Source organism: Sorangium sp. So ce693, from assembly GCF_051521375.1.
In the GTDB taxonomy this organism is placed as follows: Bacteria; Myxococcota_A; Polyangia; order Polyangiales; family Polyangiaceae; genus Sorangium; species Sorangium atrum.
Genome location: NZ_CP150347.1, coordinates 9,315,167 through 9,337,391, shown reverse-complemented (window position 1 = coordinate 9,337,391; position 22,225 = coordinate 9,315,167). Strand labels below are relative to the sequence as shown.

Below are 22,225 nucleotides of genomic sequence, written 5' to 3'. Positions count from 1 at the left end.
AAGGCGACGGCGACATGGACGAACGCGGTGACGGGCGTGATGGGCGTAGAGGGCGGGGCTCCGCCGGGCTGCCCTGCCCGGCGAGGATCTGGTAGCCTCATCACGTGGGACTCCTCGCCTGGCTCGGCCTGAAGCAGGGGGGCTCGTTCCCTAACCTCGACGCCCTCCTGACGGAGCTCCGCGCGGCGCTCCCGGACGACGAGGCGGTCGTCCTCCGCTACATCGCCACCGTCATCGTCCTGCTCGGCAAGGTCGCGTGCGTCGACGGCCGCTTCTCCGACAAGGAAGACGAGCTGCTCCGCGAGCTGCTCACGCACGTCGACGGGCTCGCGCCGAGCGGCGTCGAGGCGGTGTTCAACGCCCTGCAGGGCAAGCTGCCCGCGCTCCAAGAGGGCGAGGTCGACCGCTGCTACCGCGAGCTCAAGGCGCTCTGCAACGCGAGCGAGCGGGTGGAGGTCGTGCGCCTCTTGATCCGGCTCGCGGCCGCGGATGGCGCGCCCACGCCGGCCGAGCGGGCCGAGATCGAGCGCATCGCCGAGGAGCTCGGCGTCTCGCTCGCTGACATCGAGCCGGACCTCTCCGTCGAGGCCGGCCCTCAGGCTGGCTCTCCGGCGCCGCCGGACGACCGGAGCGATCCGGGCGGCGAGCCCCCGGCGTGACCAGGCCGCAAGCGCCGCCCGGCTGATCCGTCGCGCGTGTCGCGCAGCCGCCGGGCGCAAGCGCCGCTCGGCAGATCGCCGCGCGCGGCGCGCTGCTGCCGGGCGCCAGCGCCGCTCGGCTGATCAGTCGCGCGCGTCGCGCTGCTCGGCGCTGCCCTCGGGGCTCGGAGCGCGGCTCGCGAGGCCGAGCGCCCGTCGCTGCTTCAGCGCCGTGAGCGCCACGAACAGGACGAACAGGACGGCCCCGAGAACCGCCACGAGCACGCCGAAGTTGAAGAGGTAGTGCGCGCCCTGCGCGCCCCCCACCCCCATCAAGAAGATCCCGAGCAGCGCGATGCCCGCGCCGATGACGGGATCGGGGCCGACGTCGTTCTCCGACGTCGCACGCGAGAGCCCGCTCCCCTGGACCCCGGAAGCCTCGTTGCTCATCGGATGGCTCACACGAGGAGCTTAGCAAACTGGTCAACCGCCCGAAACCCGCCCGCGCTGGACCCGGGCTATGCTGCGCGGGTGAGCACGCCCACCCACCCACGAAACGACCGTCCCTCTCCGCCCGCGCCGTCTGACTTCGCCGGGCGCCGCGTCATCTGCTTCGAGAGCCGCCGCGCCTCCGAGATGGCCTCGCTGATCCAGCGGTATGGCGGTGTGCCCGTCACGGCGCCCACGCTCCGCGAGGTGCCCATCGAGAGGAACGAGCGCGCTCTCGACTTCGCGCGGCGCCTCGCGGGCGCCGAGTTCGACGTCGTGATCCTGATGACCGGCGTCGGGACCCGGGCGCTCGTGGCCGAGGCGGCGCCTGCGCTCGAGCCGAGCCAGGGCGGCGGGGCGTCCGAAGGTGACGCTGGTGCGGACGCCCAGGGCGTATCTCTCCTGGCGGCGGCGCTCTCGTCCGTGCAGATCGTCGTGCGCGGCCCCAAGCCGGCCTCGGCGCTGCGCGAGCTGGGCCTGACCCGCTTCATCACCGTCCGCGAGCCGAACACCTGGCGGGAGATCGTCGAGGCCGTCAGCGCGCTCGGCGACCTGAGCGGAAAGCGCGTCGCCGTCCAGGAGCACGGCGCGCCGAGCCACGAGCTTTACGCGAGCCTCTCGGCGGCCGGCGCGCATGTCACGCCGGTGCCGGTGTACCGCTGGGCGCTCCCGGAGGACACCGCGCCGCTCCGGCAGGCGCTCCGCCTCATGGCGGACGGCGGCGCGGCGATCACGCTCTTCACGAGCCGCGCGCAGGTCGAGCACGCGCTCCTCGTGGCGGCCGAGGAGGGGCTCGTCGAGCGGCTGCGCGCCGCGCTCGCGCGGGGCGTGGTGGCGTCCATCGGGCCGGTCTGCACGGAGGCGCTGCGCGCCGAGGGGATCGAGCCGGATTTCGAGCCCGAGCACCCGAAGATGGGCCACCTGGTCAAGGCGGCGGCCGCGCGCGCGCTCGAGATCCTCGTCGCGAAGGGAAACCGGGGCGACGCGCCCCTGCCGGCTCAGTCCTCGTAGTCGTCGTACGCCTCGTCTTCGTCGGCGGAGCGCGCCACGGTCGCCGGTCGGGGCGCGGGGCTGGGCTCTGCGCCGGCGGCCGCGCGCTCATCCATGTCCGCGTGGCCCCTGTCGATCAGCTCGGCGCGGTAGAGCACGCGCCCGTCCTCGGCCGTGATCTCACCGCCCACGTCGCCCCAGGCGAAGTCGTCGCTCTGGAGCGTGCGCATCGTCGCCTTCGTCTTGCCGATGCGCACGCGGAAGCTGGTCCGCTGGCACGGGATGGAGGAGCCGCCGACCTCGACGTTCACCGCCTCGCTGCCGAGCACGTCCTCGTTCTCGTCGGCGGCGAGCGCGGTCTTGGCCATCATCGCGTCGTAGGCCGAGAGGGTCGCCGGCCGCTCCGCGCCGTCGTCGATCCACGCCGCGCCGAGGATCTCACCGCGCCTGCTGGGCTCGTCGCTCATGCGGACCCGCAGGGCCTCGGTCTTCTTGCCGTCCTCGAGGGTCACGTCGACCACGAGGACGTCCCCTTCGCGCGCCACGACCCGCTGCGTGAGGAGCAGCGGCGTCTTCCTGAAGCTACCCGAGAACCGGTAGGCCACATAATCGCCGGGCTTGCGCGCGCCGGACGCCTCCTCGACGATCGCGCCGCGCTCGTCGAGCGAGCCCTTCGCCCGCTGCGGGACCTCGCGCCGCGCTTGCGCCGCCACCTTGGCGGAGCCGTCCTGCGGGCGACCGGATCGAGCGTTCGTCTCGATCCCGGCGCCGCAACCGGCAGCCAGGACCGAGGTGAGGGCGGCGAAGAGGAGCGGTCGGTTCATGCCCCTCCGGTACCGGAGAGCGCCCGCCGTGGCCCAATTTCTGTCGTTTCCAGGGCGCACCCGCGCGACCGCGCGCGCGATGCGTTCAGGGCAGCTTGCCGCTCGGGAGCATATCGTCGAAGGCGGCGTCGAACTCGTCCGCGATCATCTCGGCGCCGACGGCGCGCGCGGCCGGCTTCGGGACGTCGATGCGGCGCAGCCGCTCCGCCACGCTGCCGCGCGGGTCGCTGTAGCTCGGGCTCATCCGGGCGACGCGCTGGAAGTAGTAGAGCGCCTGCTCGGGGACGCCGCGCATCTCGTAGGCGTTCGCGATCTCGTAGGTCAGCGCGAGCTCCTGCTCGACCGTCTTGTGCGAGGCGTGCAGCCCGCGGATGAGCGCGTCGATGCCCGCCTCGATGTTGCCCATCTGGAGGTGGGTGACGCCGATCATCGATTGGCAGACGCACTCTCGCCCGGGGTCGCGGGCGGCGAGCTCGAACTCGCCGATCGCGTCGGCGTAGAGCCCCATCTCCTTGTAGGCGACGCCGAGATCGTAGTGCGTCGACGCGTCGGACTCGGAGATCTGCGCCGCGACGCCCGCCTTGAACTGCTCGAAGACGCTCTCGACGCTGATCTGCCGAGGATCGTCCTGGACGCCCGTCACCGAGCTCGGAACGACCTCGAGCTCGTCGATCATCTTGAGCGACTCGGCGATGTCGAACGCGCGATCCTCGTCCGGCCGCTCGCTGCCGCGCGGGACGGCCCGCGTGCCGCTCTCGTTGTCGGTCGCCGCCCGCACCACCCCCCGCGCGTCCGAGGCCAGCTCCGTGACCTCGCGCAGCCGCTCCATCAGGAGCGGGTGGTTCGGCAGCCGCGCGAGCTGCTCCTCGAGGATGTTCCGCGCCTCGTCGAACATCCCGTGCTGCGCGAAGAACTCGACCTCCTCGAGCGCGTCCTCGTCGAGCGCGTCCGCGCGCCGCAAGGACCCCGGCGGCACGGAGCGGCCCGACGCCGGCCGGACCGACGCCGGCCGGCCCGACACCGGGCTGTACAGGGCCGGCGGCGGCGCCGCGAGCACGGGAGGGGGAGGTATCGAGGACGCCGGGGGCGGAGCCTGGGACGCAGCGACGGCCAGGGGGTGCTCGGGCGCACGGCTCGGGTTGACCGACGCCGTCTCCTCCTCCTCGTCGTCGATGGCCTCGAGCTCCTCGACGTCCTCGACCTCTTCGACGTCCTCGATCGGGAAGCTCGGCAGCGGCGGCTCGTTCGCGAACGGGTCGTCGAGGTGCGTGACGAGCTCGGGCCGCCGGGGGAGCGCCTCGACGACGCCGTCTTCGTCGAGGGTGTACGCGGGCAGCGGCGCGTCGGGGTCGTAGAGGTCCTGGCTCGGCACCTCGGACGCGTACGCGTCGTTCTCGCCGGCCGTCGGCGAGGCTTCCGGCTCGGCGTGCTCCTCGTCGGCGAGCTCGTCCTCCTGCGGGACGGCGTAGCCGAGCAGGTTGAGCATCTCCGTGGCCTGCGCGTTGCCGGGATCGAGCAGCAGCACCTCGTCGAGGAGCCTCGCCGCGTCGTCGACGGCGTCCTCGCTGGCCAGCTGCTGCGCGAACGCGAGCATCTGCTCGACGGCGGCGTCCTGATCGCCCGCCTCGATCAGGACGTCGCAGAGCTTCTCGCGCAGCTCTCGAGCGGCCGGCAGCCGGGCGACGCCGCCCTTGAGCAGGGCGACCGCCTTGTCGTACTGCCGGTCGCGCCGGAGGCTCTCGGCGTGCGCGACGAGCTGCCGCGGGCTCGCGATCGGCGACGTCGAGGGCTGCGACGCGCGGAGCGGGATCGGCACCGCGGACGCGGGCTCGTCGTCCTCGACGTCGAGCTCCTCCGCCTCCTCGTCGTCGCCCTCGCCCTCGTCGAGCTCGACGTCGATCGACGCGCGCGTGCTCCTCGACGAGGGCGCGATCTGGGAGGCGAGCTGGCGCACGCCCTCGTCGTTCGGGGCGCGCGTGATCAGGGCCGAGACGAGCGCGGCGAACTGGTCGACCCGCCCGGCCTCCTTGGCGATGCGCGCCGACTCCTTCTGCACCTCGATCGCCTTGGCCGGCTGCCCGAGCAGATCGAAGGCGCGGGCGAGGAGCGCGAGCGTCTCCAGGTCTCGCGGGTTCTCCTTGAACGCGATCTGCAGCTTGGTCAGGGCCGACATCCCGTCGCTCGGATCGCCGCGATCGAGGTAGATCTCGGCGGCCATGCGGGCGAATCGGGCGTCCGGGCGGTGCTGCAGCAGGCGCTCGACCACCTTCAGCGCGTCGTCGCGCCGCCCGAGCTTGAGCAGGAGCTCGGCCGCCGTCCCGAAGCGCTGGATCGCGGCGTCGTAGTCGCGGACCCGGATCAGCGCCTCCGCGAGGCGGAGGTAGGCGAGGGGGTTGTTCGTGTCGAGGTCGACGACCCGCTTGAAGATGTCGATCGCGTCGCGGTCGCGCCCCGCGCGGAGGAGGCGCGTCGCGACCTCGTCGTAGGCGGCGAGCGCGTCGCTCGTGAGCCCGAGCTGCGTGTAGATCTCCGCGAGGCGCGGGACGATGTGGCCGAAGCGATCCTCGTACTGCGGGACGTGCTTGTGGATGATCTCGCGGATCTGCTTGTAAACGGCGATCGCTTTGAGCGCGAAGCCCTGAAGGGAGTAGAACTGGCCGACGCGCTCGTAGGTGGTGATCGCCTCGACGTACTCCTCCGTCTTCAGGTAGAGGTCGCCGATCTTGAGCAGCGTGCGGACGTCCTTCGGATCGTCTGCGACCAGCTTCTGGTACTCGACAATGGCCTTGTCGAAGCGCTTCCGCTCGACAAGCTTCTGCGCGGTCTGGAGTACCTTGTCGCGATCGACCGCCACGGCGATGGGAATCTCCTGCTGAGGGCAGCAAGGCGTTGCTCGGGCGCCTCGTCGGCATCCCTCACCTCGCCTAAAAAACACCTAGCCAATCCCGCCACCACGTACAAGCGCGCGGCGCCGGAAGTTCCGGAAGCTACCGCGAAGGTGCTTGTTTGCAGTGTGCGGGCCCCCGGGGGCCCCCTGTCTGGCGACGCGGCGACCGCCTGGCGCGGTGGCCGCGAGCCCCCGCCCCGGTCGGACGCTGGGCGGTCCGGTCGAGGCGCGTCGAAGAGCGCGCCCTACCCTGTAGGAACGCGCTGAACGGCCGGGGATTCGCGAAGATCGCGGGGAAGGTGGCGAGCGCCGCCATTCCCGCGAAGACAGCGTTAAGCCTAGCAGTCGAGCGGCCTTGTTGCACATTTCGTGAGATCTTCTGCGATCCGCCGACCCGCGGCCGCTTCGCTGGCGGTCGTGCGACCCCGCGACCCCGCGATCACGGCGTGGGCGTCGGGCGTGGGCGCGCGGGCGATGTATGCGCGCCGCGCCGGATGAAAGGGCAGGGGGTAGGTCGCGAGCTCGGCCGTCGGCGGGGGCGGGCGCGGGCGTCGGCGGGAGGGCGCTCCGGAGCGCCGCCGTTTCTCGACCGTCCCGGCGAATGGACCTAGAGTTGGGCACCATGTCGCGCAGCCAGGCCTACCGTGCCCCGTTCGCTCCTGGAGAGGAAAATGCCGTCGACGCCGCGCTTTGCGAGCGGCTCCTCTCCGTCGCCCTGTCCAAGGGAGGTGATTACGCTGACCTCTTCTTCGAGTACCGCGCCGGAGGCGGGTTCACCTTCGACGAAGGGATCCTGAAGGCGGCGTCGCGCGGGGTGTCGATGGGGGTCGGCGTCCGCGTCCAGCGAGGAGACGCGACCGGGTACGCGTACACGGAGGACCTCACCTGGGACGCGATGCGGCGCGCGGCCGAGACGGCGGCGCAGATCGCGACGGGCTCCGGCGGCAAGGAGAAGATCGAGCTCAGGCGCCGCGAGCTGCCGACCCGCTACGAGCTGCCCAGCATCTCGCTCGACGCCCCCGGGCTCGCGAAGCGCGCGCTGCTCGAGCGCGCGAGCGCCGCGGCGCTCGCCTACGATCCCAGCATCGTCAAGGCGGAGGCGAGCTTCGTCGAGGAGGTGCGCGAGGTCCTCGTGGCCACGAGCGACGGGCGGATGGCGCACGACGTCCAGCCGCTCATCCGCTTCGGCGTGCGGGCGCTCGCCGAGCGCAGCGGAAAGCGCCAGGAAGGATCGAGCGGCGGCGGCGGGCGCATGACGACGGCCTACTTCGAGGGCAAGTCGCCGGAGTGGCACGCCGAGGAGGCCGCCCGGCAGGCGGTCGCGATGCTCGACGCCCGCGACGCGCCCGCGGGCGAGATGAACGTCGTGCTCGCCCCAGGCGACAGCGGCATCCTGCTCCACGAGGCGGTGGGGCACGGGCTCGAGGCGGACTTCAACCGCAAGGGGACCAGCAACTACGCGGGACAGATCGGCAAGGACGTCGCGAGCCCGCTGTGCACGGTGGTGGACGACGCGACGCTCCTGCAGTCGCGCGGCACGATCAACGTGGACGACGAGGGCCACGAGCCCGAGCGCAGCACGCTCATCGAGAACGGCAAGCTCGTCGGGTACATGCACGACCGGCTCTCGGCCCGGCACTTCGGGCTCACGCCGACCGGCAACGGGCGGCGCGAGAGCTTCGCCGCCGCGCCGATGCCCAGGATGACGAACACCATCCTGCTCGCGGGCCCGCACGATCCCGAGGAGATCGTGAGGTCCGTGAAGCGCGGCGTCTTCGCGAAGAAGTTCGGCGGCGGCCAGGTCGACATCTCGAACGGCGATTTCGTGTTCTCGCTGACCGAGAGCTACCTCATCGAGGACGGCAAGCTGACCGCGCCGCTCAAGGGCGTGAACCTCATCGGCAACGGCCCCGAGGTGCTCCGGCGCGTCACCATGCTCGGCCACGACGTCGCCGTCTCCGACGGCATCTGGACGTGCGGCAAGGACGGACAGAGCGTCCCCGTGGGTGTTGGCTGCCCCACAATCAAGATCGATCTCATCACGGTCGGCGGAACGCGGATCGGCTGATTTTCAAGGCTGGAACTCCAGGCGGAAGGTAAGCACGACAGCGGGATTGGTGGGTTTAGCGCGGTGCGTCTTGCCGGCCCGTCGTGACACCCGTATACGGGGCGTTCATGGCGCGTCGCTCGTTCATAGCCATCGTTGGACACGGACCGGATCTGGAGCGCGACGAGGGTGCCGCATCGGTCTTGCGCTCGCTGGGCGCTGACGTGCGGACCCTGGATCTCTGGGACGATCCACCGCGGCTCTTCCACGACGACGAGAGCAAGGCACGGGCGATCGTCGTCGAGGCGCTCGACAGGCCGGATCTGGCCGCCGCAGCGCTTCGCGCGCTGCGCCGCGAGCCGCGCCTCGAGGAGGTCGGCGCGCTGGTCGCCGTGAGCGTCGCGCAGATCGCGCGGATCGAGCCGTCGAGCGGCTTCGACGACTTCCTGCTCGTGCCGTACGTGCCCGCCGAGCTCTACGCGCGCGTGCGCCTCGTCGAGTGGCGCCGCAGCGAGTTCGCGACCGAGGAGCGGGTGAAGGTGGGCGCGATCGTCATCGACCGCGCGGCCCATGACGTCTCGGTCGGCGGCATGCATGTGCCGCTCACCGCGAAGGAGTTCGCGCTGCTCTCGTACGTGTGCGAGCGCCGCGGAAAAGTTGTGTCGCGGACAGAGCTTCTCCGCCGTGTCTGGGGCAGCCAGTACGAGGGCGGCGCGCGGACCGTCGACATCCACGTGAGGCGCCTCAGGGCGAAGCTCGGCGCGGCGCTGCCCCTCGTCACGCTGCGCGGGGCCGGGTACCGCCTCGAGTCGCCGATCCCCGGCGCCGGTGGTCCCGAGGGCGGCGACGCGAGCAGGGCGCTCCAGCGGAGCGGGGCCGGCGAGGAGGCCCAGGGCGACGAGCGCGGGGAGCTGCGCGACGAGGACGAGGACGAGGAGAGCGACGACGAGGGCGACGAGGACGAGGGCGGCGAGGACGGCGAGGACGAGGAATCCGCGCAAGCCGAGCGGCGAGCGGGGCCGTCTGCGCACGACGCTGCGCCGCCCGGGCGCGAGCGGCGCATCACCCGATGACGTCGCCGGTTCGCCGCGGCGGCGCGCGAACGACCGCCGCTGCGGCGCGCGGCGGCGGCCGCTCGCGCGCCGAAGGGCCGCCGATCGTCGCGATCAGCGTCGGGTGCCCCAGCGGGGTGGGCCCCGAGGTGGCCGTGGCCGGCGCGGCGTCCGTCGAGGGCGCGCGCTGCGTGCTCGTCGGCGATGAGGCGATCGTCCGGCGGGCAGCGCGGCTCGTCCGGGTCGCGGCCCGCCGGCTCGTCGTGGTCGATGGGCGCGCGGCCATCGAGCAGCTCGCGCCCGGCACGATCGGGCTCTGGGCGGGCAGCGCGCGGCTCTCGCGGCCGAGCGCGTTCGGTCGGCCCGAGGCGGAGGACGGCGCGGCGCAGCTCGCGTGGATCGACGCGGCGACGGACCTGGTCCGCGACGGCGTCGCTGCGGCGCTGGTCACGGGGCCCGCGTCGAAGCACGCGATCGCCACGAGCGGCGCGCCGGGATCCGCGGACTTCCTCGGGCACACAGAGCACCTGGGCCGGCGGCTCCGCGCGCGCGAGGTCACGATGGCCTTCGCCTCGGGCAAGCTCGTGACCGCCCTCGTGACGACGCACATGCCGCTGCGCGACGTGCCGGAGGCGGTGAGCCCGCGCGAGGTGGCGCGCGCCGCGGTGTGGCTCGCGCGGCTGCTCGGCGACCTCGGCCGCGAGAAACCGCGCGTGGCCGTCGCCGCGCTCAACCCCCACGCTGGCGAAGGCGGTCTCCTCGGCGACGAGGAGCAGGTGCGGATCACGCCGGGGATCCGGCTCGCGGCGCGGCGGCTTTCGCGCTCGGGCCCGGCGGCGGAGCTGACCGGGCCCGTCGGCGCGGAGACGGCGTTCCGGCTCGCGGCGCGCGGCGCGCTCGACGGGGTCGTCGCCATGTACCACGACCAGGCGACGATCCCGAGCAAGCTCCTGGGCTTCGGCGAGGCCGTGAACGTCACGCTCGGCCTGCCGATCGTGCGCACGAGCGTCGACCATGGCACCGCGTACGATCTCGCGGGGACGGGCCGCGCCGACCCGCGCGGCATGCGCGAGGCGATCGTGCTCGCGGCGCAGCTCGCGGCCGCGCGCGCGCGCTGACGCGGCGACACGCCGACCCGCGCCGACGCTGGGCGCGGGCGCAGGAAGGCGCGGCTCAGCGCGCCCCGGGGCGGCCGCCGAGGTGCGCGAGCAGCCGCTCGAGCGCCGGCATGCTCACGCCGCGCTCTCGGCCCATCTCGAGGACGGTGGCGCCCATCGCGAGGTGCTGCGCGTGGAGCTTGGGGCCGAAATGCACGTCGAGGAACCGCAAGAACTCCGGGGCCAGCAGGCGCACGAGCGCGATGCCCGGCTTCAGCGTGAGCGGCCCGATGAACCGGAGGAGGAGCTTCGTCCACGGGGCCACCTTGCCCAGCCGGTCCGCGAGCGCCACGGTCTCCCTGGTGGCCTCGACCACGGTGCCGAGCACGGCGTCGTTCTCGAGGAGGGCGCTCGCCCCGCCGCCCGCGTCGATGGCGGCGATCAGGGGGAAGAACGCGGTCGTGGTGGCCACGTTCTGCGCGCCCACGTCCGGCTCGAGCCGCGCCGGGACACCGGCGCTCGTGAGGCGGCGCGCGAGCTCCTCGAGCAGCGGTCGTTCGGCGGGGGCGCCCCCCTCTTCGTCGATGAGCGTCGGCGCGAGCTCGGTGATCCAGGCGCGGACCACGCCGCGCTCGTCCAGGTAGCCCGAGACGCCCGGCATCGCGGGGGTGATGCGGCGCTGGGCGGCCTCCTCGAGGTCGGCGCGCTCCCTGGGCAGGAGCGGCGTGAGCACCACGGCGGGCGCGGCCGGGCCGCCGCGGAGCAGATCCGCCACCGACCTGCCGCCCGCCCCGCGCTGCGCGGCGCCGCCGAGGTCGGCGCGAGGGACGAGCTGATCGAAGCGCACGGTGATCAGGACGACGTCCGCGTCGGCCGGGATCTCGGCCGCGAGGCGCGGGCGAGCGAGCGTGTCGCGTCGATCGGCGCCGTTCACCTGCTCGATCACGAACGGCCGTGCGTCGTGGACGCGCTCGGGCCGGACCACGAACGTGACGTCGCTTCCCTGGGTGGCCAGGCGCACGCCGTAGATCCGCCCGAGCGCGCCCGCGCCCACGATGCTGATCCGCATGGCTCCCCCGTAGCCTGCGCGGCGCTCGGGGAGAAGGGGGTGGCTGTCGCCGTCGATCGCGGCGGATCCCTCAGAACGTCCGCTTCGAATCGATGAGGATGGTGACCGGGCCGTCGTTCTCGACGAATACGCGCATGTCGGCGCGGAAGCGGCCCGTGGCCACCGTGAGGCCGCGGGCCCGCAAGGCGGCGACGAAGCGATCGTACAGCGCCTCGGCGCGCACGGGCTCCATGGCGCCGTCGAAGCTCGGCCTCAGGCCGCGCCGGACGTCCCCGAAGAGCGTGAACTGGCTGATCGCGAGCACGCCGGCGCCGCGCACGTCCGAAAGCGCCCGCGACATCTTGCCGACGTCGTCGCTGAACACGCGGAGGCCCGCGATCTTGCCGGCGACGTGGTCGGCGTCGGCGTCGCCATCGTCCTTCGCGGCGCCGACGAAGGCCACGAGGCCGCGCTCGATCGCGCCGACCACCTGGCCCTCGACCTCGACGCGCGCGCCGAGCGCGCGTTGAACGACCGCGCGCATCGCTAGCGCTGCGCGGCCGCGCTTCGACTCGGCGCGGCGGCGGCGGGCTCCGCCCCGGTGCCCGCGCTCAGCCCGAGCTCGCGCATCAGCTTGGCCGTGAGCTTGAAGTAGGTGCCGCGATCGTACGGCTGGTTGAGGATGTGGAAGTCCTTCCGGACGAGGCCCACGCAGCCGAAGCAGTAGGTGCAGCCGGTGCAGTCGACCGAGCGCACGAGGTACGACGACTGCGTGCACCGCTCGGACGCGACGCAGTGGCTGCACGCGATGAGATCGCGGCAGCCGCGGCAGTGCGTGCTGTCCGAGGAGCGCTGGGTGTCGACGCAGTAGTGGCACCGCTGCAGCGCCTTCGAGTTGCGGCAGAACGTGCAGTCGACGCAGCGCTCGCACGACACGCACGCGACGCACCGCTCGTTGCCGGTGCCCGTCTCGAACGTCTGGATCAGCTTGCGGAGCTCGGCCTCGAATTCCGCGCGCGTCATTCCGCCTCGCCGCTCGCTTCGGAGATGTCGCCGCCCGCGCTGCGCCGGGGCGCGCCGTCCGCGGCCGGGGCCTCGGGCCTGCCGCTCACCTGGCGGCGCAGCCGCTCGGCGGCCTCGCGCGTCGCGGGCTCCTCCGCGAACTCCTCGATGCGGCGGAGCCGCGACTCGAGCACGGCGCGCCGCTTCGGCAGCTCGCCGACGAGGATGCCCGCGAGCTCGTCGATCGCCTCCTGGATGCGCTGCTCGTCGCTGTGCTCGAGCAGCTGCAGGTACACGTCCTGCTCCGCGGGGAACGCGTGGCCGGCGCGGAGGAACTCGTTCGCGGCCTTGGAGATGTTGGGCCGGCCCGACGCGCAGAGCAGCTTCGACAGGAGCCGCTGGCGCTCGACGGCCTTCGGGTCGCTCTGCGGAGGCGGGGCGAGGACGATGCGCCCCGGCGCCTTGGACGCGGCGTCGCGTCCGGACTTGACGCGCCCGCCCTTGCTGTCCTCTGCCTCCGGCTCCTTGCGCGGAGAGAACAGCGCCTCGAGCGCGGCGCGGTGTTGCTTGGCTGCCCGCCGGTCCTCGCCGGTCTGCGTCGGACGCGGCAGCCCCGCGCTGTTCGGCTGACCACGGCCATAGGCCGTGTGGAGCTCGGGATTGTGCCAGACCTTGGTTGCGTCTCTACGAATTCGCCGCATGTCGTGCCCCTGGTGACCTCGGAGCGATCATGGACGCGCCACCGGGTTCGGCTTCCGCATCCCGCGTGTGGCGCCCCGCTTGCATCGATGGTGTGGTGAATGAGGCTGGTGCGTGTTGGGCCGGGCGCTTCCCCCGCGATCCGCGATGGCCCGGACGATGTTGCGCAAGGGACGCGACGCCTATCTCCGCGCTGATCACGCTGGCCGCGTTGATCGTGAAGGTAGGGCCACGCCGCAGTGCGTGGTGCGCCGGGCGATACCCGACCGCGGACCGCGTGACGAGGGGCTCTGCCCCCATGCACCCCGGAGCCGCGCTCACGACCCGACCGCAGTCGCGAGGCAGCTGGTTCCTACCACAGCCTTTGGTCAGCGCCGCAGAAAATTGGGCTGCCCTCCGCACTTCATGCCATTCCTGTCCTCAGGGTTCGGTCCCTTCTGAGCTTGCCTTCCGAGTCTCCCTTCCGAGGTTGCCTTCCGAGTCTCCCTTCCGAGCTTTCGAGCTTCCGCGAGGGGCGTCTCGGAGACGCCGTTTCGAGGTTGCCGGTCTCGTCCCAGGTCGATTCAAGAAGCGGACCGCCGACTGCCCTTACCAACCCCCATCCTGCGGACGGGCGGCGACGCCGTGTCCTGGAGATCTGCTTCGTGGTGGATGGCACTCGCACCCGACCCGACTGGAGCTTTCCATGATGAGCCTTCGATCCGTGAGCAGTGCAGGCGCGGCGCCGCGGGACGCAGGGGGAGCTGTGCGCAGGGGGGAGCCGCGTGCGCGCCTGAGGCGTGCTCGCGCGGCCGCGCTCTCGGTGCTGGTGAGCATCGCGGTGCCGGCGATCCTGGCGGGGCCCGTCCGCGCGGAGCCGCTGCCCGGGGCGCACGCCGCTGCCGAGAGGTCCGGGGAATCCAGGGAAGAGGGGAGCGTGCAGACCCGTCGGGATCGCGCGCCAGCGAGCCCTGCAGGTGCGGAGCAAGCCCCGCGAACGAAGACGCGGGAGAGCTCGCACCATGGCCGTGCGAAGAGCGCGTCGGCCGCGACCGGTGGCGAGAAGACGAGCGGGGCGGGGGATCGGAACCGGACAGGGACGGCTCGCTCCCGCGGGAAGGCGCCGCACGCGGCTGCAGACGCGGAGGAAAACGCGGGCGGTTCGGCGAACGCGGGCGGCGGGAAAAAGGGGGTCGCCAAGAAGAAGGCAGGCGGCGAGAAGAAGAAGGAGAAGAGGCGGGCGGCGCGCACGGTCGAGAGCAAGCGGCGCGGGGCGAAGAAGGGGATGGAGCGGGATGCGCCTCCGAAGCCGTGCCACGGACCGGTGCTCTCGATGGATCGCAGCGGGCTGGAGCCCGAGCGCCTCGAGCTTGTCGACTGCAAGGGGAAGCCGCGCGAGGAGGCCCGGCGCGCCCTCTCCTTGCTTGCGCGCCCGTGGGGCACGCCGCGGCCGATCCTGTCCGACGAGGGCGCGCCCGCGCGGAGGCCGGAAGCGGCGAGCCGCAAGGGGCGGCGCGCTGGCGATGAGCCGCGAGCCGCCGGGAGCAGGGCGAGCGGGGTGCAGGCAGGGGAGGTCGCGCCCGGCGTGCGGCTGCTCGATCCCGGGCTGCTTTCCCGCATCGACGCGCTGGCGCGGCGGTACCCGGGCCGGCTCGTGTCGCTCGTGAGCGGGTACAGGCCGCAGAGCCAGGGCAGCCTGCACCAGACGGGGCGGGCGCTCGATCTGCGCATCGCCGGGGTGAGGAACGACGAGCTCGCAGCCGCCTGCCGCGCGCTCGCCGACACGGGCTGCGGGTACTATCCGAACAGCTCGTTCGTGCACGTCGACGTGCGCGCGCCCGGGACGGGGAGCGTCTCGTGGATCGATGCGTCCGGACCCGGCGAGGCACCCCGCTATGTGACCGCGTGGCCGCCGCCGCAGGACGAAGGGCGAGGGGCGACCGAGGGGATGCCCGGCGAGGACGCGGAGGAGGTGCTCCGGCGGGAGCGCCGCGACAGGTCTGCGAGCACGGCGCCGGAGAAGATGGCGGGCCCTGTGTCGGATAAGGCGAGCGCGGCGCCGGAGAGGGCGAGCTCCGCTTTGGAGGCGGCGGGAGCGGTGCCGGAGAAGGCGGCGAGTGCGGCGCCGGGGAAGGCGAGCACCGTGCCGGAGAAGACGGGAGCGGCGCCGGAGAAGGTGGGCGCCCCGCCGGAGACGGCGGCGAGGGGCACGCCGTAGTAGTGAGGCGGGATGGGTATCACGATTCCTCGCCGGCACGCCTCGGCGCTCGCCGGTACGTTCGGTCCGCTCGCGATCCATCGCCACGAAGTCATGGCCGCGGGCGCGTCGTATCCCGCCTTCACGCTGGAGCTCGCCGACTGGATCTCGGTGGCCGCGATCACGGATGAAGGCCAGTTCGTCCTGGTGCGGCAGTACCGGCACGGGGTCGACGCGGTGACCATCGAGACGGCAGGCGGCCTTGTCGATCCAGGGGAAGAGCCGGCGGCCGCTGCGCCGCGCGAGCTCCTGGAGGAGACGGGGTATGCTGTGGAGTCGCTCGAGACGCTCGGGTGGGTACACCCGAATCCCGCGCTCCAGGCGAATCGCTGCTTCCTCTACCTGGCGCGCGGCGCGCGGCGGGTCGGCGAGCCCGAGGGCGACGAGCACGAGAGCACGGAAGCGGTCGTGATGAGCACAGACGACGTGATGGCCGCGATGCAGGACGGCCGGATCAGCCACTCGATCGCCGTGATCACCCTGCTGCGGGCGCTCGCCGTCGCGACGGCGGCGCCGCGCTGACCGCGTGATTCGTGGGAACGGCCTGTCCGCCGGCACACGCGATAAGCTGCGCTATCGACGTCCGGCGTGGGCGAGAGCACTCGCGCCTGCGCAGGCCGGTTGACACGGTCGGACCCGTCGCGTCTTGATGCGCGCCCTTCGTGGGGCCGCCCCGGGAGATCGGGAGCGGCGCCGCCGAGCGCAGCAGTGGACCTCACGGGGAGGCCATGGAGACCCGATCGATGAGCCGTGTTCTTCGGCCGACCGCTTTCTTCTCTTGCATCGGCGTTGTCCTGCTCGCGGGGTGCATGAGCTCCTCGCCTGCTCCGCTCGACACGGTGGCCACCGCGGACGACGACGGCGGTGGGAGCGTCGGAGTCGGCAGCGCCGCCGCTGGACCCGGCGGCTCAGACGGTACGCCGGGCGCCGGCTGCGACGAGCTCTCGCTGGAGCTCCAGAGAGCGCTCGACGCGGCCGTGGAAGCGCAGCGGCTCCCCGGCGCGGCCGCCGCCGTGCGCCTCGGCGGGTGCAGCTGGCTCGGCGCCGCGGGGGTCGCGGACACCGAGGCCGACGTGGCCATCCAGCCCGGCGATCTCTTCCGCGCAGGGAGCATCACGAAGACCTTCGTCTCCACGCTGGCGCTGATGCTCCGCGCAGAAGGCCGGCTGTCGCTCGACGATACCGTCTCCGCGTACGTCGGCGGTGTCCCCCACGGAGAGAAGATCTCCGTGCGACAGATCCTGAACCACACGAGCGGTATCTTCGACTACACGGCGCTCGACGAGTTCTGGACCGCGGCCCTCGACGATCCGACGCGCACGTGGACACCCGCGGAGCTCATCGAGCTCGCGGCGTCGAAGCCGCCGTATTTCGAGCCAGGACGCGGCTTCGCCTACTCCAACACGAACTACATCATCGCCGGCCTGATCGTCGAGGCGGCCTCGGGAGAGCCGATCGGCGAGCTGCTCCGCAGCCGCGTCCTCGAGCCGGCGGGGCTCGCGCACACGTACCTCGACGGCGCCGAGGAGGCCGTGGCCGGCCTCGTGCACGGTTACGGGCGGAGCCGAGGGGAGCTCGTCGAGATGACCTCCGCGATCGACGCGTCCGCGGCGGGCGCGGCGGGCGCGCTGGTCTCGACCACGGGTGACCTCACGAGCTTCTACCGCAAGGTGCTCGACGGCGCGCTGCTCGGCCCCGCCGAGCTCGAAGAGATGACCGCGTGGGTCGACGCGCCCCTCGGCGAGGTCACCGGGTACGGCCTCGGGCTGTCGCGCCGGGAATCTCCGCTCGGCGTCCTGGTCGGTCACGACGGCGGTATCTGGGGCTTCACGTCGTCGTCTTATTACGCGGTCGACAAGGATGCTTCTATCACCGTGCTCGTCAATCTCGAGGGCGGCGATGTCGGCAGGATCGTCGATGATCTGGCGAATGTCCTGATCTCGCCCTGAGCCGGGCAGGGGCGTCGCGTCGATAGCGACGCGCACGCGCTCAGGCCGGTGCCGGTCGCTGTCCACCGCGCGCACACGCGACGCCCCGGGGCGTGCGAGGCGCGCGCGCGGCGCCGAGCCGCGGTTATCAGGAACCCGCGCCGCCGCGCGCGGAGCCAGCGGTCCGCCGCGAACGGGCCTCACGCTTGCATCGCCATGGACGCAGCCTGCACGGGATGACGCCCGGCAAGGCGCTCGCATCGTGAAAGGATTCCGTCATGAAGCTGGTGAAAGCGCTCGGGGCCCTGACGCTGTCCGGAATGGCGCTCGGCACCGCGCAGATCGCTGCTGCGGAGAGCACGACGCCCATCCAGGATCTCGTGCTCGTCGAGGAGACAACGAGCTCGGACTTTCCCGACGCCTGGTTTCCCCCGGATGATGTCCCTTATCATGGGAATTTCCGGCCGTTCAGGCCATTCTGGCCATACAGGCCGTATGGGTACTTCCGGCCGCACAGGCCGTACAGGCCGTATGGGAGCTTCCGGCCGTTCAGACCGGTCCGGCCCTACGGGGACTTCCATCCCTACGGGCGGCCCCTTGACCACGGGCGATCGGATGCAGCGCCGGCAGAGGACCCCTCCGGGCCGATCATGAGCCTCGGAGAGCCTCGCTGACCTCGATCCAGGAGCGCCGCCTGGGCGCGGCGGGCCCCGTTCGTCGCGTCGCGCTGTGTGGAAACCGCAGGATCGGTCCAGCCGGAGAACCGATGACTCCGCGCGCGCCGCGGGGAGGTGCCGGTCCTCGAGCGCGGGGGCCGGCGGAGGGAGCCTCATGGGTGGAAGACAAGGACGTCGGCGCCTCGCCCCGTTGGCCATGGCCGCGGCGGCAGCGCACCTCGGCTTCGTCGTGCTCGGGGCGCTCCAGGTCGATCTGCACGAGGCGGGGCGGCTCGGCCAGGCGGCCGCGTATTACGGGGCGCTCTCCGGGGCCGACAGCGGCTACAACTTCTTCGCTCCCTCGGTCAGCGCGCTGCCCTGGGCGAGGTTTCGGGTGACGGACGCGCGAGGGAGGGTGATCTCCGACGTCCTGGAGTCCGGGGCGAACCACGAGGCGGATCTCCGGGTCAGGAGCATCGTGGCGCTCTTCATGACCGAAGAGGACGAGTCGCTGCGGCGCTCGCTCGCGGCCTCGTGGGCAGGCAAGGTGCTCGCGAGGTACCCAGGAGCCGCGAGCGTGATCGTCCGGCTGGAGGTCTGCGATCTCCCGTCGATGCAGGAATACCGCGAGGGCAAGCGGCCGACGTGGGGCCTGATCTACCAGGCGAAGCTCGTCCCCCGGCGCAGGTTCCAGGCCGCCTCGCGCGCGAAGGGCGGCGCGCCGTGACCGTGAGCAGCGAGCCGAGCGGCGCATCGGGCAGGGCCGGGCTCTCCCCGGTCTCCGCGCTCGCCTCGGCGGCCTCGGCGATCGAACGGTTCGCGCTCGCCCCGGCGTCCGCCATGCCCCTCGCGGCGCTCCGCATCGGGCTCGCCGCCGTGCTCCTCACCCAGGCGGCGCTCGTCGCTCCGCTGCTCTTCGATCTCTACGGCCCCGCGGGCATCCTGCAGGACCCGCTCCGGGACGCGTTCACCCCGCGCGAGCTGCCCGGCATCGGCTGGCTGACCGAGCTCCTCGTCCCGCTCGGGGTCGGCGAAGCCCCGATCCTCGTGGGCACCGGAGCCGTCTACGCGCTCTCCCTGGCCGCGCTGCTCTGTGGCCTCAGGACGAGGGCCGCTGCGCTGCTCGCCTGGAGCACCCACAGGATGCTGATGGTGACGGCGGACCCGACCGTCTACGGAGCCGACGTGTTCGCCAACATCTTTCTTTTCTATCTCGTCTGGGTGCCCTCCGGCGCGGCGCTGTCCTTCGATCGGCGGGGGCATGGGTCACGTCGCGCCCTCGCCTGCGCGCCCGACGAGCCGACGCCTGCCGCGCGGCTCGGGCTGCGCGTCGTCCAGCTGCACCTCTGCGTCGCCTACCTGGCGAGCGGACTGGAAAAGGCTGCAGGCCAAGCCTGGTGGAACGGTGAGGCGATCTGGCGCTCGGTGATGCTCCCGGAGTATCGCCAGCTCGATTTCTCCTGGCTGGCGAGTCACCCGTGGGTCGCGCAGGCCGCTGGGTGGTCCGTGCTCGCCGTGGAGCTCGGGTACGCCTTCCTGATCTGGCCACGGCTCACCCGGCGCGCCGTCGTCGTGGCCACCTCCCTGCTGCACCTCGGGATCGCGGCCTTCATGGGGCTCGGCGTGTTCGGCGCCATCATGCCGGTGCTCACGCTGGCTGCCTTCGGGGTGCCGGCGGAGCCCTGCTTCCCCTCGCCGCGGTCCGCGCTCCCGCGCGCGGGAGGCGGCTGAGCTCCACGCGCGGTCGGGCGGCGGGGCGCGGCGCGCTCGGCCCGATGGCGTATGCTGCGCCCGATGCGCTCTCACGACGCGGCCCGCCCCGGCGCGCCGCAAGCCGCCCCCTCGCCCGCCGAGCTCTTCCATCGCATCTTCGAGCTGCTCGCCGACATGGAGGGAGCGCAGAGGGCCAAGGTCATCGACCTCGCGCGGCGCCTCATCCCCACGCTCACGGCCGAGGACATCCGCAACCCGCACGACTTCCCCGGCCTCGACGACCCCGACTGGCACTTCGAGGACGGGCAGCTCGCCGGCATCGAAGCCGTCCGGTTTGCACTCCGCGGCCTCGCGAGCGATGTTCTGGGGGATGGCGAAGGGCGCGAAGCGCGAGAGAGACCTGAAATCGGCGGCCAGCCCGGCGCGAGCCGCGAAGGCGGCGGCGCGCAAGGCGGATGAGGCGTTCTATCAGCCGTTCGCCACGCTCCGGCAGCTGAACAAGCCCAAGGCCAAGCCGGCGCCCGAGGCGAAGACCAAGGCGACGGCGTCCTCGCCCGAGGCGAAGACCAAGGCGACGGCGTCCTCGCCCGAGGCGAAGACCAAGGCGACAGCGTCCGCGCCCGAGGCGAAGACCAAGGCGAGATCGACCGCGCCCCCGGGCGCCGGCGCGGCGCCGCGGGCAGGCGCCGAGCAGGCGCCGCGGCCCGTCGACCCCGAGACCTTCGCCATCTACATGGCCGGCGTCCGCGTGCTCGAGGATCGCGCGACCCGGATCCCGGTCACCGCCAGCCGCGTCGAGCGGGCCGCGCTCCCGACGATCGCGTTCGACCCGGACGAGGACGCGCGCTCGCGCATGCGCTCGCTCGTCATCGAGGGGATCAAGTTCGAGACCACGGACGACAGCGAGCGCATCGAGGGCCGGCGCCTCGACGTCGATCCGCGCGAGCTCAGGCGGCTCCGCCGCGCACGCTACGCCGTCGACGGCACCCTCGATCTGCACGGCCTGAGGCTCGAGGCGGCGCGCGAGGCCGTCGAGGCGTTCGTCTGCAAGCGGCAGCGCGACGGAGACCGCGTCGTCGCCATCGTCCACGGCAAGGGCAACCACTCGCCCGGCGGCCACGCCGTGCTCCGCGGCGAGATCGCCGCCTGGCTCAGCAACGGCCGCGTCGCCCGCCACGTCGCCGCCTTCGCGACGGCCCCGGACGTGGAGGGCGGCGCAGGCGCGTTGCTCGTGCTGCTCACGCGATGAGGTCCGCGTCGCGCGCCGAGCCCGGCGGAGCGCCGGGGCACGGGTCGCAGCCGAAGGCGCGCGCGCCGCGCCGCGCCCTCGCGCCGGCCGCCGCGCTGCTCGCCCTGGTGCCCGCGTGCGCGCCGGCGCCTGCCGCGCCGCCCGAGCCGCCGAGGCCCGCGCCGCCCGCGCAGGCGGCGTCGACGCTCGGCGACGGCGAGCTCGGCGAATACCGCTCGGATCGCTTCGATCTCCGGCTCCCGCTGCCCGACGCGCGCGGCTTCCGCGTCGAGGACGGCGAGGGCCCCTGGCTCGTCGCGACCCACGCCGCGTCGTCGACGTCGCTGCTCGTGCGCACCTGGCGCGAGGACGGCCGCGCGAGCCGCGCGGCGTGCGAGGCGCGCGCGCGGCTCTGGCGCGACCTGCCGAGCCCCGGCGAGGGCCTCACCGCCGCCGAGCGCCGGATCGACGTGCCGGAGGGCTTCGACACCGTCGTGGCGATCGGCGTCGCCGACACCCCGCCGGGAGCGCCGATCGACGGCTTCGCGGTCGCCTTCGGCGGATCCGGCCGGCGCTGCTTCGCCTTCATCGCGGAGACGCGCGCCGCGGGGCCCTCGGCGGAGCAGCTCGTGGCGGAGCGGCTCGCCGCGGTGGTCGAGATCTCGCTCGGCGGCCTCCGCCTCGTGCGCGAGATCGCGCCCGCCGTGCCGCGCGAGCCGCTGCGGTGAGCCGCCAGGAGCCGCCGCGGTGAGCCGCCAGGAGCCGCTGCGGTGAGCCGCCAGGAGCCGCCGCGGTGAGCCGCCAGGAGCCGCTGCGGTGAGCCGCCTCGAGCCGCCGCGGTGAGCCGCCGGCTCAGCGGTAGACGCCGCTCCGCGCGCGGGACTCGAGCGCCGCGGCGAGCTCCTCCTCGCCGATCGACCAGGCCTCGGCCGACAGCGCGCGCGCCTCGACGGGCTGGAGCGCCTCCACCGCGTGCGGCGCGAGGCGCAGCCGCGACAGCGACAGGAGGCGCTCGAGCGCCTCGGACGCCACGCCGCCCTGGAGCTCCTGCCGCCACGCGCGATCGATCGCCTCGAGCCGCGCGGGGCTCTTCCACGCGTCGGCGATCACCACGCGGCCGAGCCGCGCGTCGATGGCGTCGATCCCCGTGGGCAGCGCGACGATCGCCTGCTGCGCCGCGCGCGCCGGGTCGCCGAGGCCCAGGGAGAGCAGCGCGCGGGCCGCTTCGAGCAGCCGCGCCTCGTCGGGCCGGAGCGCGGCCCGATCGACCGACGGGAGCCGCTCCAGCGCGGCCGCGTAGCGCTCGCGGCGCGTGGCGTCGATCACGGCGGCAAGCGCGCGCAGGACCCTCGCCGTCGGCGGAGAGAACCACGGATCCGCGCCGGCGCGCGGGCGCTGCGCCGGGTCGTCGAGGTCGAGCGCGGCGGCGCGCCACAGCGACGCGCGCGCGTCGAGGACGGCGCGCGTCGCCTGCACCGCGAGCACGAAGAATGTGACGGCGGGGAGCAGGCCCTTCACGCCCCAGATCTCGCTGAGGAAATAGCTCGCCGCGACGATCGACGAGAGCGCGAGCAACAGCACAAGCCGCCTCCGGCGCCTCGCGTCGTCGCCCGCGGCGCCGGCAGCCCCGTCCGTCGCGCCGACGAGCTCGGCGCACCACTCGAGCAGCCACGTGAAGGCGGATCCCACGT

The 22,225-nt window shown here is 73.2% G+C and carries 22 protein-coding genes; 14 read left to right on the top strand and 8 right to left on the bottom strand.

Annotated elements, in window-relative coordinates; all coding sequences use genetic code 11:
- Positions 1 to 104 precede the first annotated feature (104 nt).
- A complete protein-coding gene (locus tag WMF14_RS34910; RefSeq protein ID WP_437324322.1) occupies positions 105 to 659 on the top strand; it encodes a TerB family tellurite resistance protein in 555 nt (184 codons plus the stop codon).
- Positions 660 to 782: 123 nt separating this feature from the next.
- Here WMF14_RS34910 and WMF14_RS34905 read toward each other — a convergent pair whose 3' ends face one another.
- Positions 783 to 1,088: a hypothetical protein gene (locus WMF14_RS34905; RefSeq protein ID WP_044966374.1), complete on the bottom strand. Its 306-nt coding sequence runs from the start codon at positions 1,086 to 1,088 to the stop codon at positions 783 to 785.
- An 81-nt stretch (positions 1,089 to 1,169) separates the two neighbouring features.
- Here WMF14_RS34905 and WMF14_RS34900 point away from each other — a divergent pair, with 81 nt between their 5' ends.
- Positions 1,170 to 2,138 (top strand): uroporphyrinogen-III synthase, encoded by a 969-nt coding sequence (locus WMF14_RS34900; RefSeq protein ID WP_437793237.1) that lies wholly within the window; start codon positions 1,170 to 1,172, stop codon positions 2,136 to 2,138.
- On the opposite strand, the gene WMF14_RS34895 is transcribed toward WMF14_RS34900, so the two are convergent.
- Together WMF14_RS34895 and WMF14_RS34890 are read right to left on the bottom strand one after the other, a co-directional pair.
- Positions 2,126 to 2,941, bottom strand: a complete 816-nt coding sequence (locus tag WMF14_RS34895) for a hypothetical protein (RefSeq protein WP_437793235.1) — start codon at positions 2,939 to 2,941, stop codon at positions 2,126 to 2,128. The two genes, WMF14_RS34900 and WMF14_RS34895, sit on opposite strands and share 13 nt — an antisense overlap.
- An 85-nt stretch (positions 2,942 to 3,026) precedes the next feature.
- Positions 3,027 to 5,795, bottom strand: a complete 2,769-nt coding sequence (locus WMF14_RS34890) for a tetratricopeptide repeat protein (protein ID WP_437793233.1) — start codon at positions 5,793 to 5,795, stop codon at positions 3,027 to 3,029.
- Positions 5,796 to 6,450: 655 nt separating this feature from the next.
- Between WMF14_RS34890 and WMF14_RS34885 the strand changes: the two genes are divergently transcribed.
- The 3 genes from WMF14_RS34885 (at position 6,451) to pdxA (ending at position 10,045) form a co-directional block, all read left to right on the top strand.
- Positions 6,451 to 7,896, top strand: a complete 1,446-nt coding sequence (locus WMF14_RS34885; RefSeq protein WP_437324318.1) for a TldD/PmbA family protein — start codon at positions 6,451 to 6,453, stop codon at positions 7,894 to 7,896.
- 203 nt (positions 7,897 to 8,099) lie between these two features.
- Positions 8,100 to 8,948, top strand: a complete 849-nt coding sequence (locus WMF14_RS34880; protein WP_272095371.1) for a winged helix-turn-helix domain-containing protein — start codon at positions 8,100 to 8,102, stop codon at positions 8,946 to 8,948.
- Positions 8,945 to 10,045: a 4-hydroxythreonine-4-phosphate dehydrogenase PdxA gene (pdxA, locus tag WMF14_RS34875; protein WP_437793231.1), complete on the top strand. Its 1,101-nt coding sequence runs from the start codon at positions 8,945 to 8,947 to the stop codon at positions 10,043 to 10,045. The genes WMF14_RS34880 and pdxA overlap by 4 nt, the downstream gene beginning before the upstream one ends.
- A 55-nt stretch (positions 10,046 to 10,100) precedes the next feature.
- Here pdxA and WMF14_RS34870 read toward each other — a convergent pair whose 3' ends face one another.
- From WMF14_RS34870 to WMF14_RS34855, 4 genes are all read right to left on the bottom strand, one after another.
- A complete protein-coding gene (locus WMF14_RS34870) occupies positions 10,101 to 11,093 on the bottom strand; it encodes a ketopantoate reductase family protein (RefSeq protein ID WP_437793229.1) in 993 nt (330 codons plus the stop codon).
- A 70-nt stretch (positions 11,094 to 11,163) separates the two neighbouring features.
- Positions 11,164 to 11,616, bottom strand: coding sequence for a D-aminoacyl-tRNA deacylase (gene dtd / locus WMF14_RS34865; RefSeq protein ID WP_437793227.1), 453 nt, complete (start codon positions 11,614 to 11,616; stop codon positions 11,164 to 11,166).
- Between the two features lie 2 nt (positions 11,617 to 11,618).
- The gene (locus WMF14_RS34860; protein ID WP_272095367.1) at positions 11,619 to 12,095 is read right to left on the bottom strand and encodes a hypothetical protein; all 477 of its coding nucleotides are present in this window, start codon (positions 12,093 to 12,095) and stop codon (positions 11,619 to 11,621) included.
- Positions 12,092 to 12,775 carry a hypothetical protein gene (locus WMF14_RS34855; RefSeq protein WP_272095366.1) on the bottom strand — a complete coding sequence of 228 codons (684 nt, stop codon included), beginning with the start codon at positions 12,773 to 12,775 and terminating at the stop codon, positions 12,092 to 12,094. Before WMF14_RS34855 ends, WMF14_RS34860 begins: the two co-directional genes overlap by 4 nt.
- Positions 12,776 to 13,689: 914 nt before the next feature.
- Between WMF14_RS34855 and WMF14_RS34850 the strand changes: the two genes are divergently transcribed.
- The 9 genes from WMF14_RS34850 (at position 13,690) to WMF14_RS34810 (ending at position 21,262) form a co-directional block, all read left to right on the top strand.
- The gene (locus WMF14_RS34850; protein ID WP_437793224.1) at positions 13,690 to 14,970 is read left to right on the top strand and encodes a YcbK family protein; all 1,281 of its coding nucleotides are present in this window, start codon (positions 13,690 to 13,692) and stop codon (positions 14,968 to 14,970) included.
- A gap of 12 nt (positions 14,971 to 14,982) precedes the next feature.
- Positions 14,983 to 15,531 (top strand): NUDIX hydrolase, encoded by a 549-nt coding sequence (locus tag WMF14_RS34845; protein ID WP_437793222.1) that lies wholly within the window; start codon positions 14,983 to 14,985, stop codon positions 15,529 to 15,531.
- Positions 15,532 to 15,752: 221 nt separating this feature from the next.
- On the top strand, positions 15,753 to 16,958 hold the full coding sequence (locus WMF14_RS34840) for a serine hydrolase domain-containing protein (protein ID WP_437793220.1): 1,206 nt from the start codon (positions 15,753 to 15,755) through the stop codon (positions 16,956 to 16,958).
- Positions 16,959 to 17,215: 257 nt separating this feature from the next.
- Complete coding sequence (locus tag WMF14_RS34835; RefSeq protein WP_437793218.1) at positions 17,216 to 17,611, top strand: hypothetical protein; 396 nt, start codon at positions 17,216 to 17,218, stop codon at positions 17,609 to 17,611.
- Positions 17,612 to 17,768: 157 nt separating this feature from the next.
- Positions 17,769 to 18,320 (top strand): hypothetical protein, encoded by a 552-nt coding sequence (locus WMF14_RS34830; RefSeq protein ID WP_437793216.1) that lies wholly within the window; start codon positions 17,769 to 17,771, stop codon positions 18,318 to 18,320.
- Positions 18,317 to 19,324 carry a hypothetical protein gene (locus WMF14_RS34825; RefSeq protein WP_437793214.1) on the top strand — a complete coding sequence of 336 codons (1,008 nt, stop codon included), beginning with the start codon at positions 18,317 to 18,319 and terminating at the stop codon, positions 19,322 to 19,324. Before WMF14_RS34830 ends, WMF14_RS34825 begins: the two co-directional genes overlap by 4 nt.
- Before the next feature lie 63 nt (positions 19,325 to 19,387).
- Positions 19,388 to 19,765, top strand: coding sequence for a hypothetical protein (locus WMF14_RS34820; RefSeq protein ID WP_437324306.1), 378 nt, complete (start codon positions 19,388 to 19,390; stop codon positions 19,763 to 19,765).
- Entirely contained in the window at positions 19,677 to 20,555 is an 879-nt protein-coding gene (locus tag WMF14_RS34815; RefSeq protein WP_437793212.1) for a Smr/MutS family protein, read from the top strand. The genes WMF14_RS34820 and WMF14_RS34815 overlap by 89 nt, the downstream gene beginning before the upstream one ends.
- Positions 20,552 to 21,262 (top strand): hypothetical protein, encoded by a 711-nt coding sequence (locus tag WMF14_RS34810; protein ID WP_437793210.1) that lies wholly within the window; start codon positions 20,552 to 20,554, stop codon positions 21,260 to 21,262. The genes WMF14_RS34815 and WMF14_RS34810 overlap by 4 nt, the downstream gene beginning before the upstream one ends.
- A 124-nt stretch (positions 21,263 to 21,386) precedes the next feature.
- Here WMF14_RS34810 and WMF14_RS34805 read toward each other — a convergent pair whose 3' ends face one another.
- Entirely contained in the window at positions 21,387 to 22,223 is an 837-nt protein-coding gene (locus tag WMF14_RS34805; protein ID WP_437793208.1) for a hypothetical protein, read from the bottom strand.
- Positions 22,224 to 22,225 lie beyond the last annotated feature (2 nt).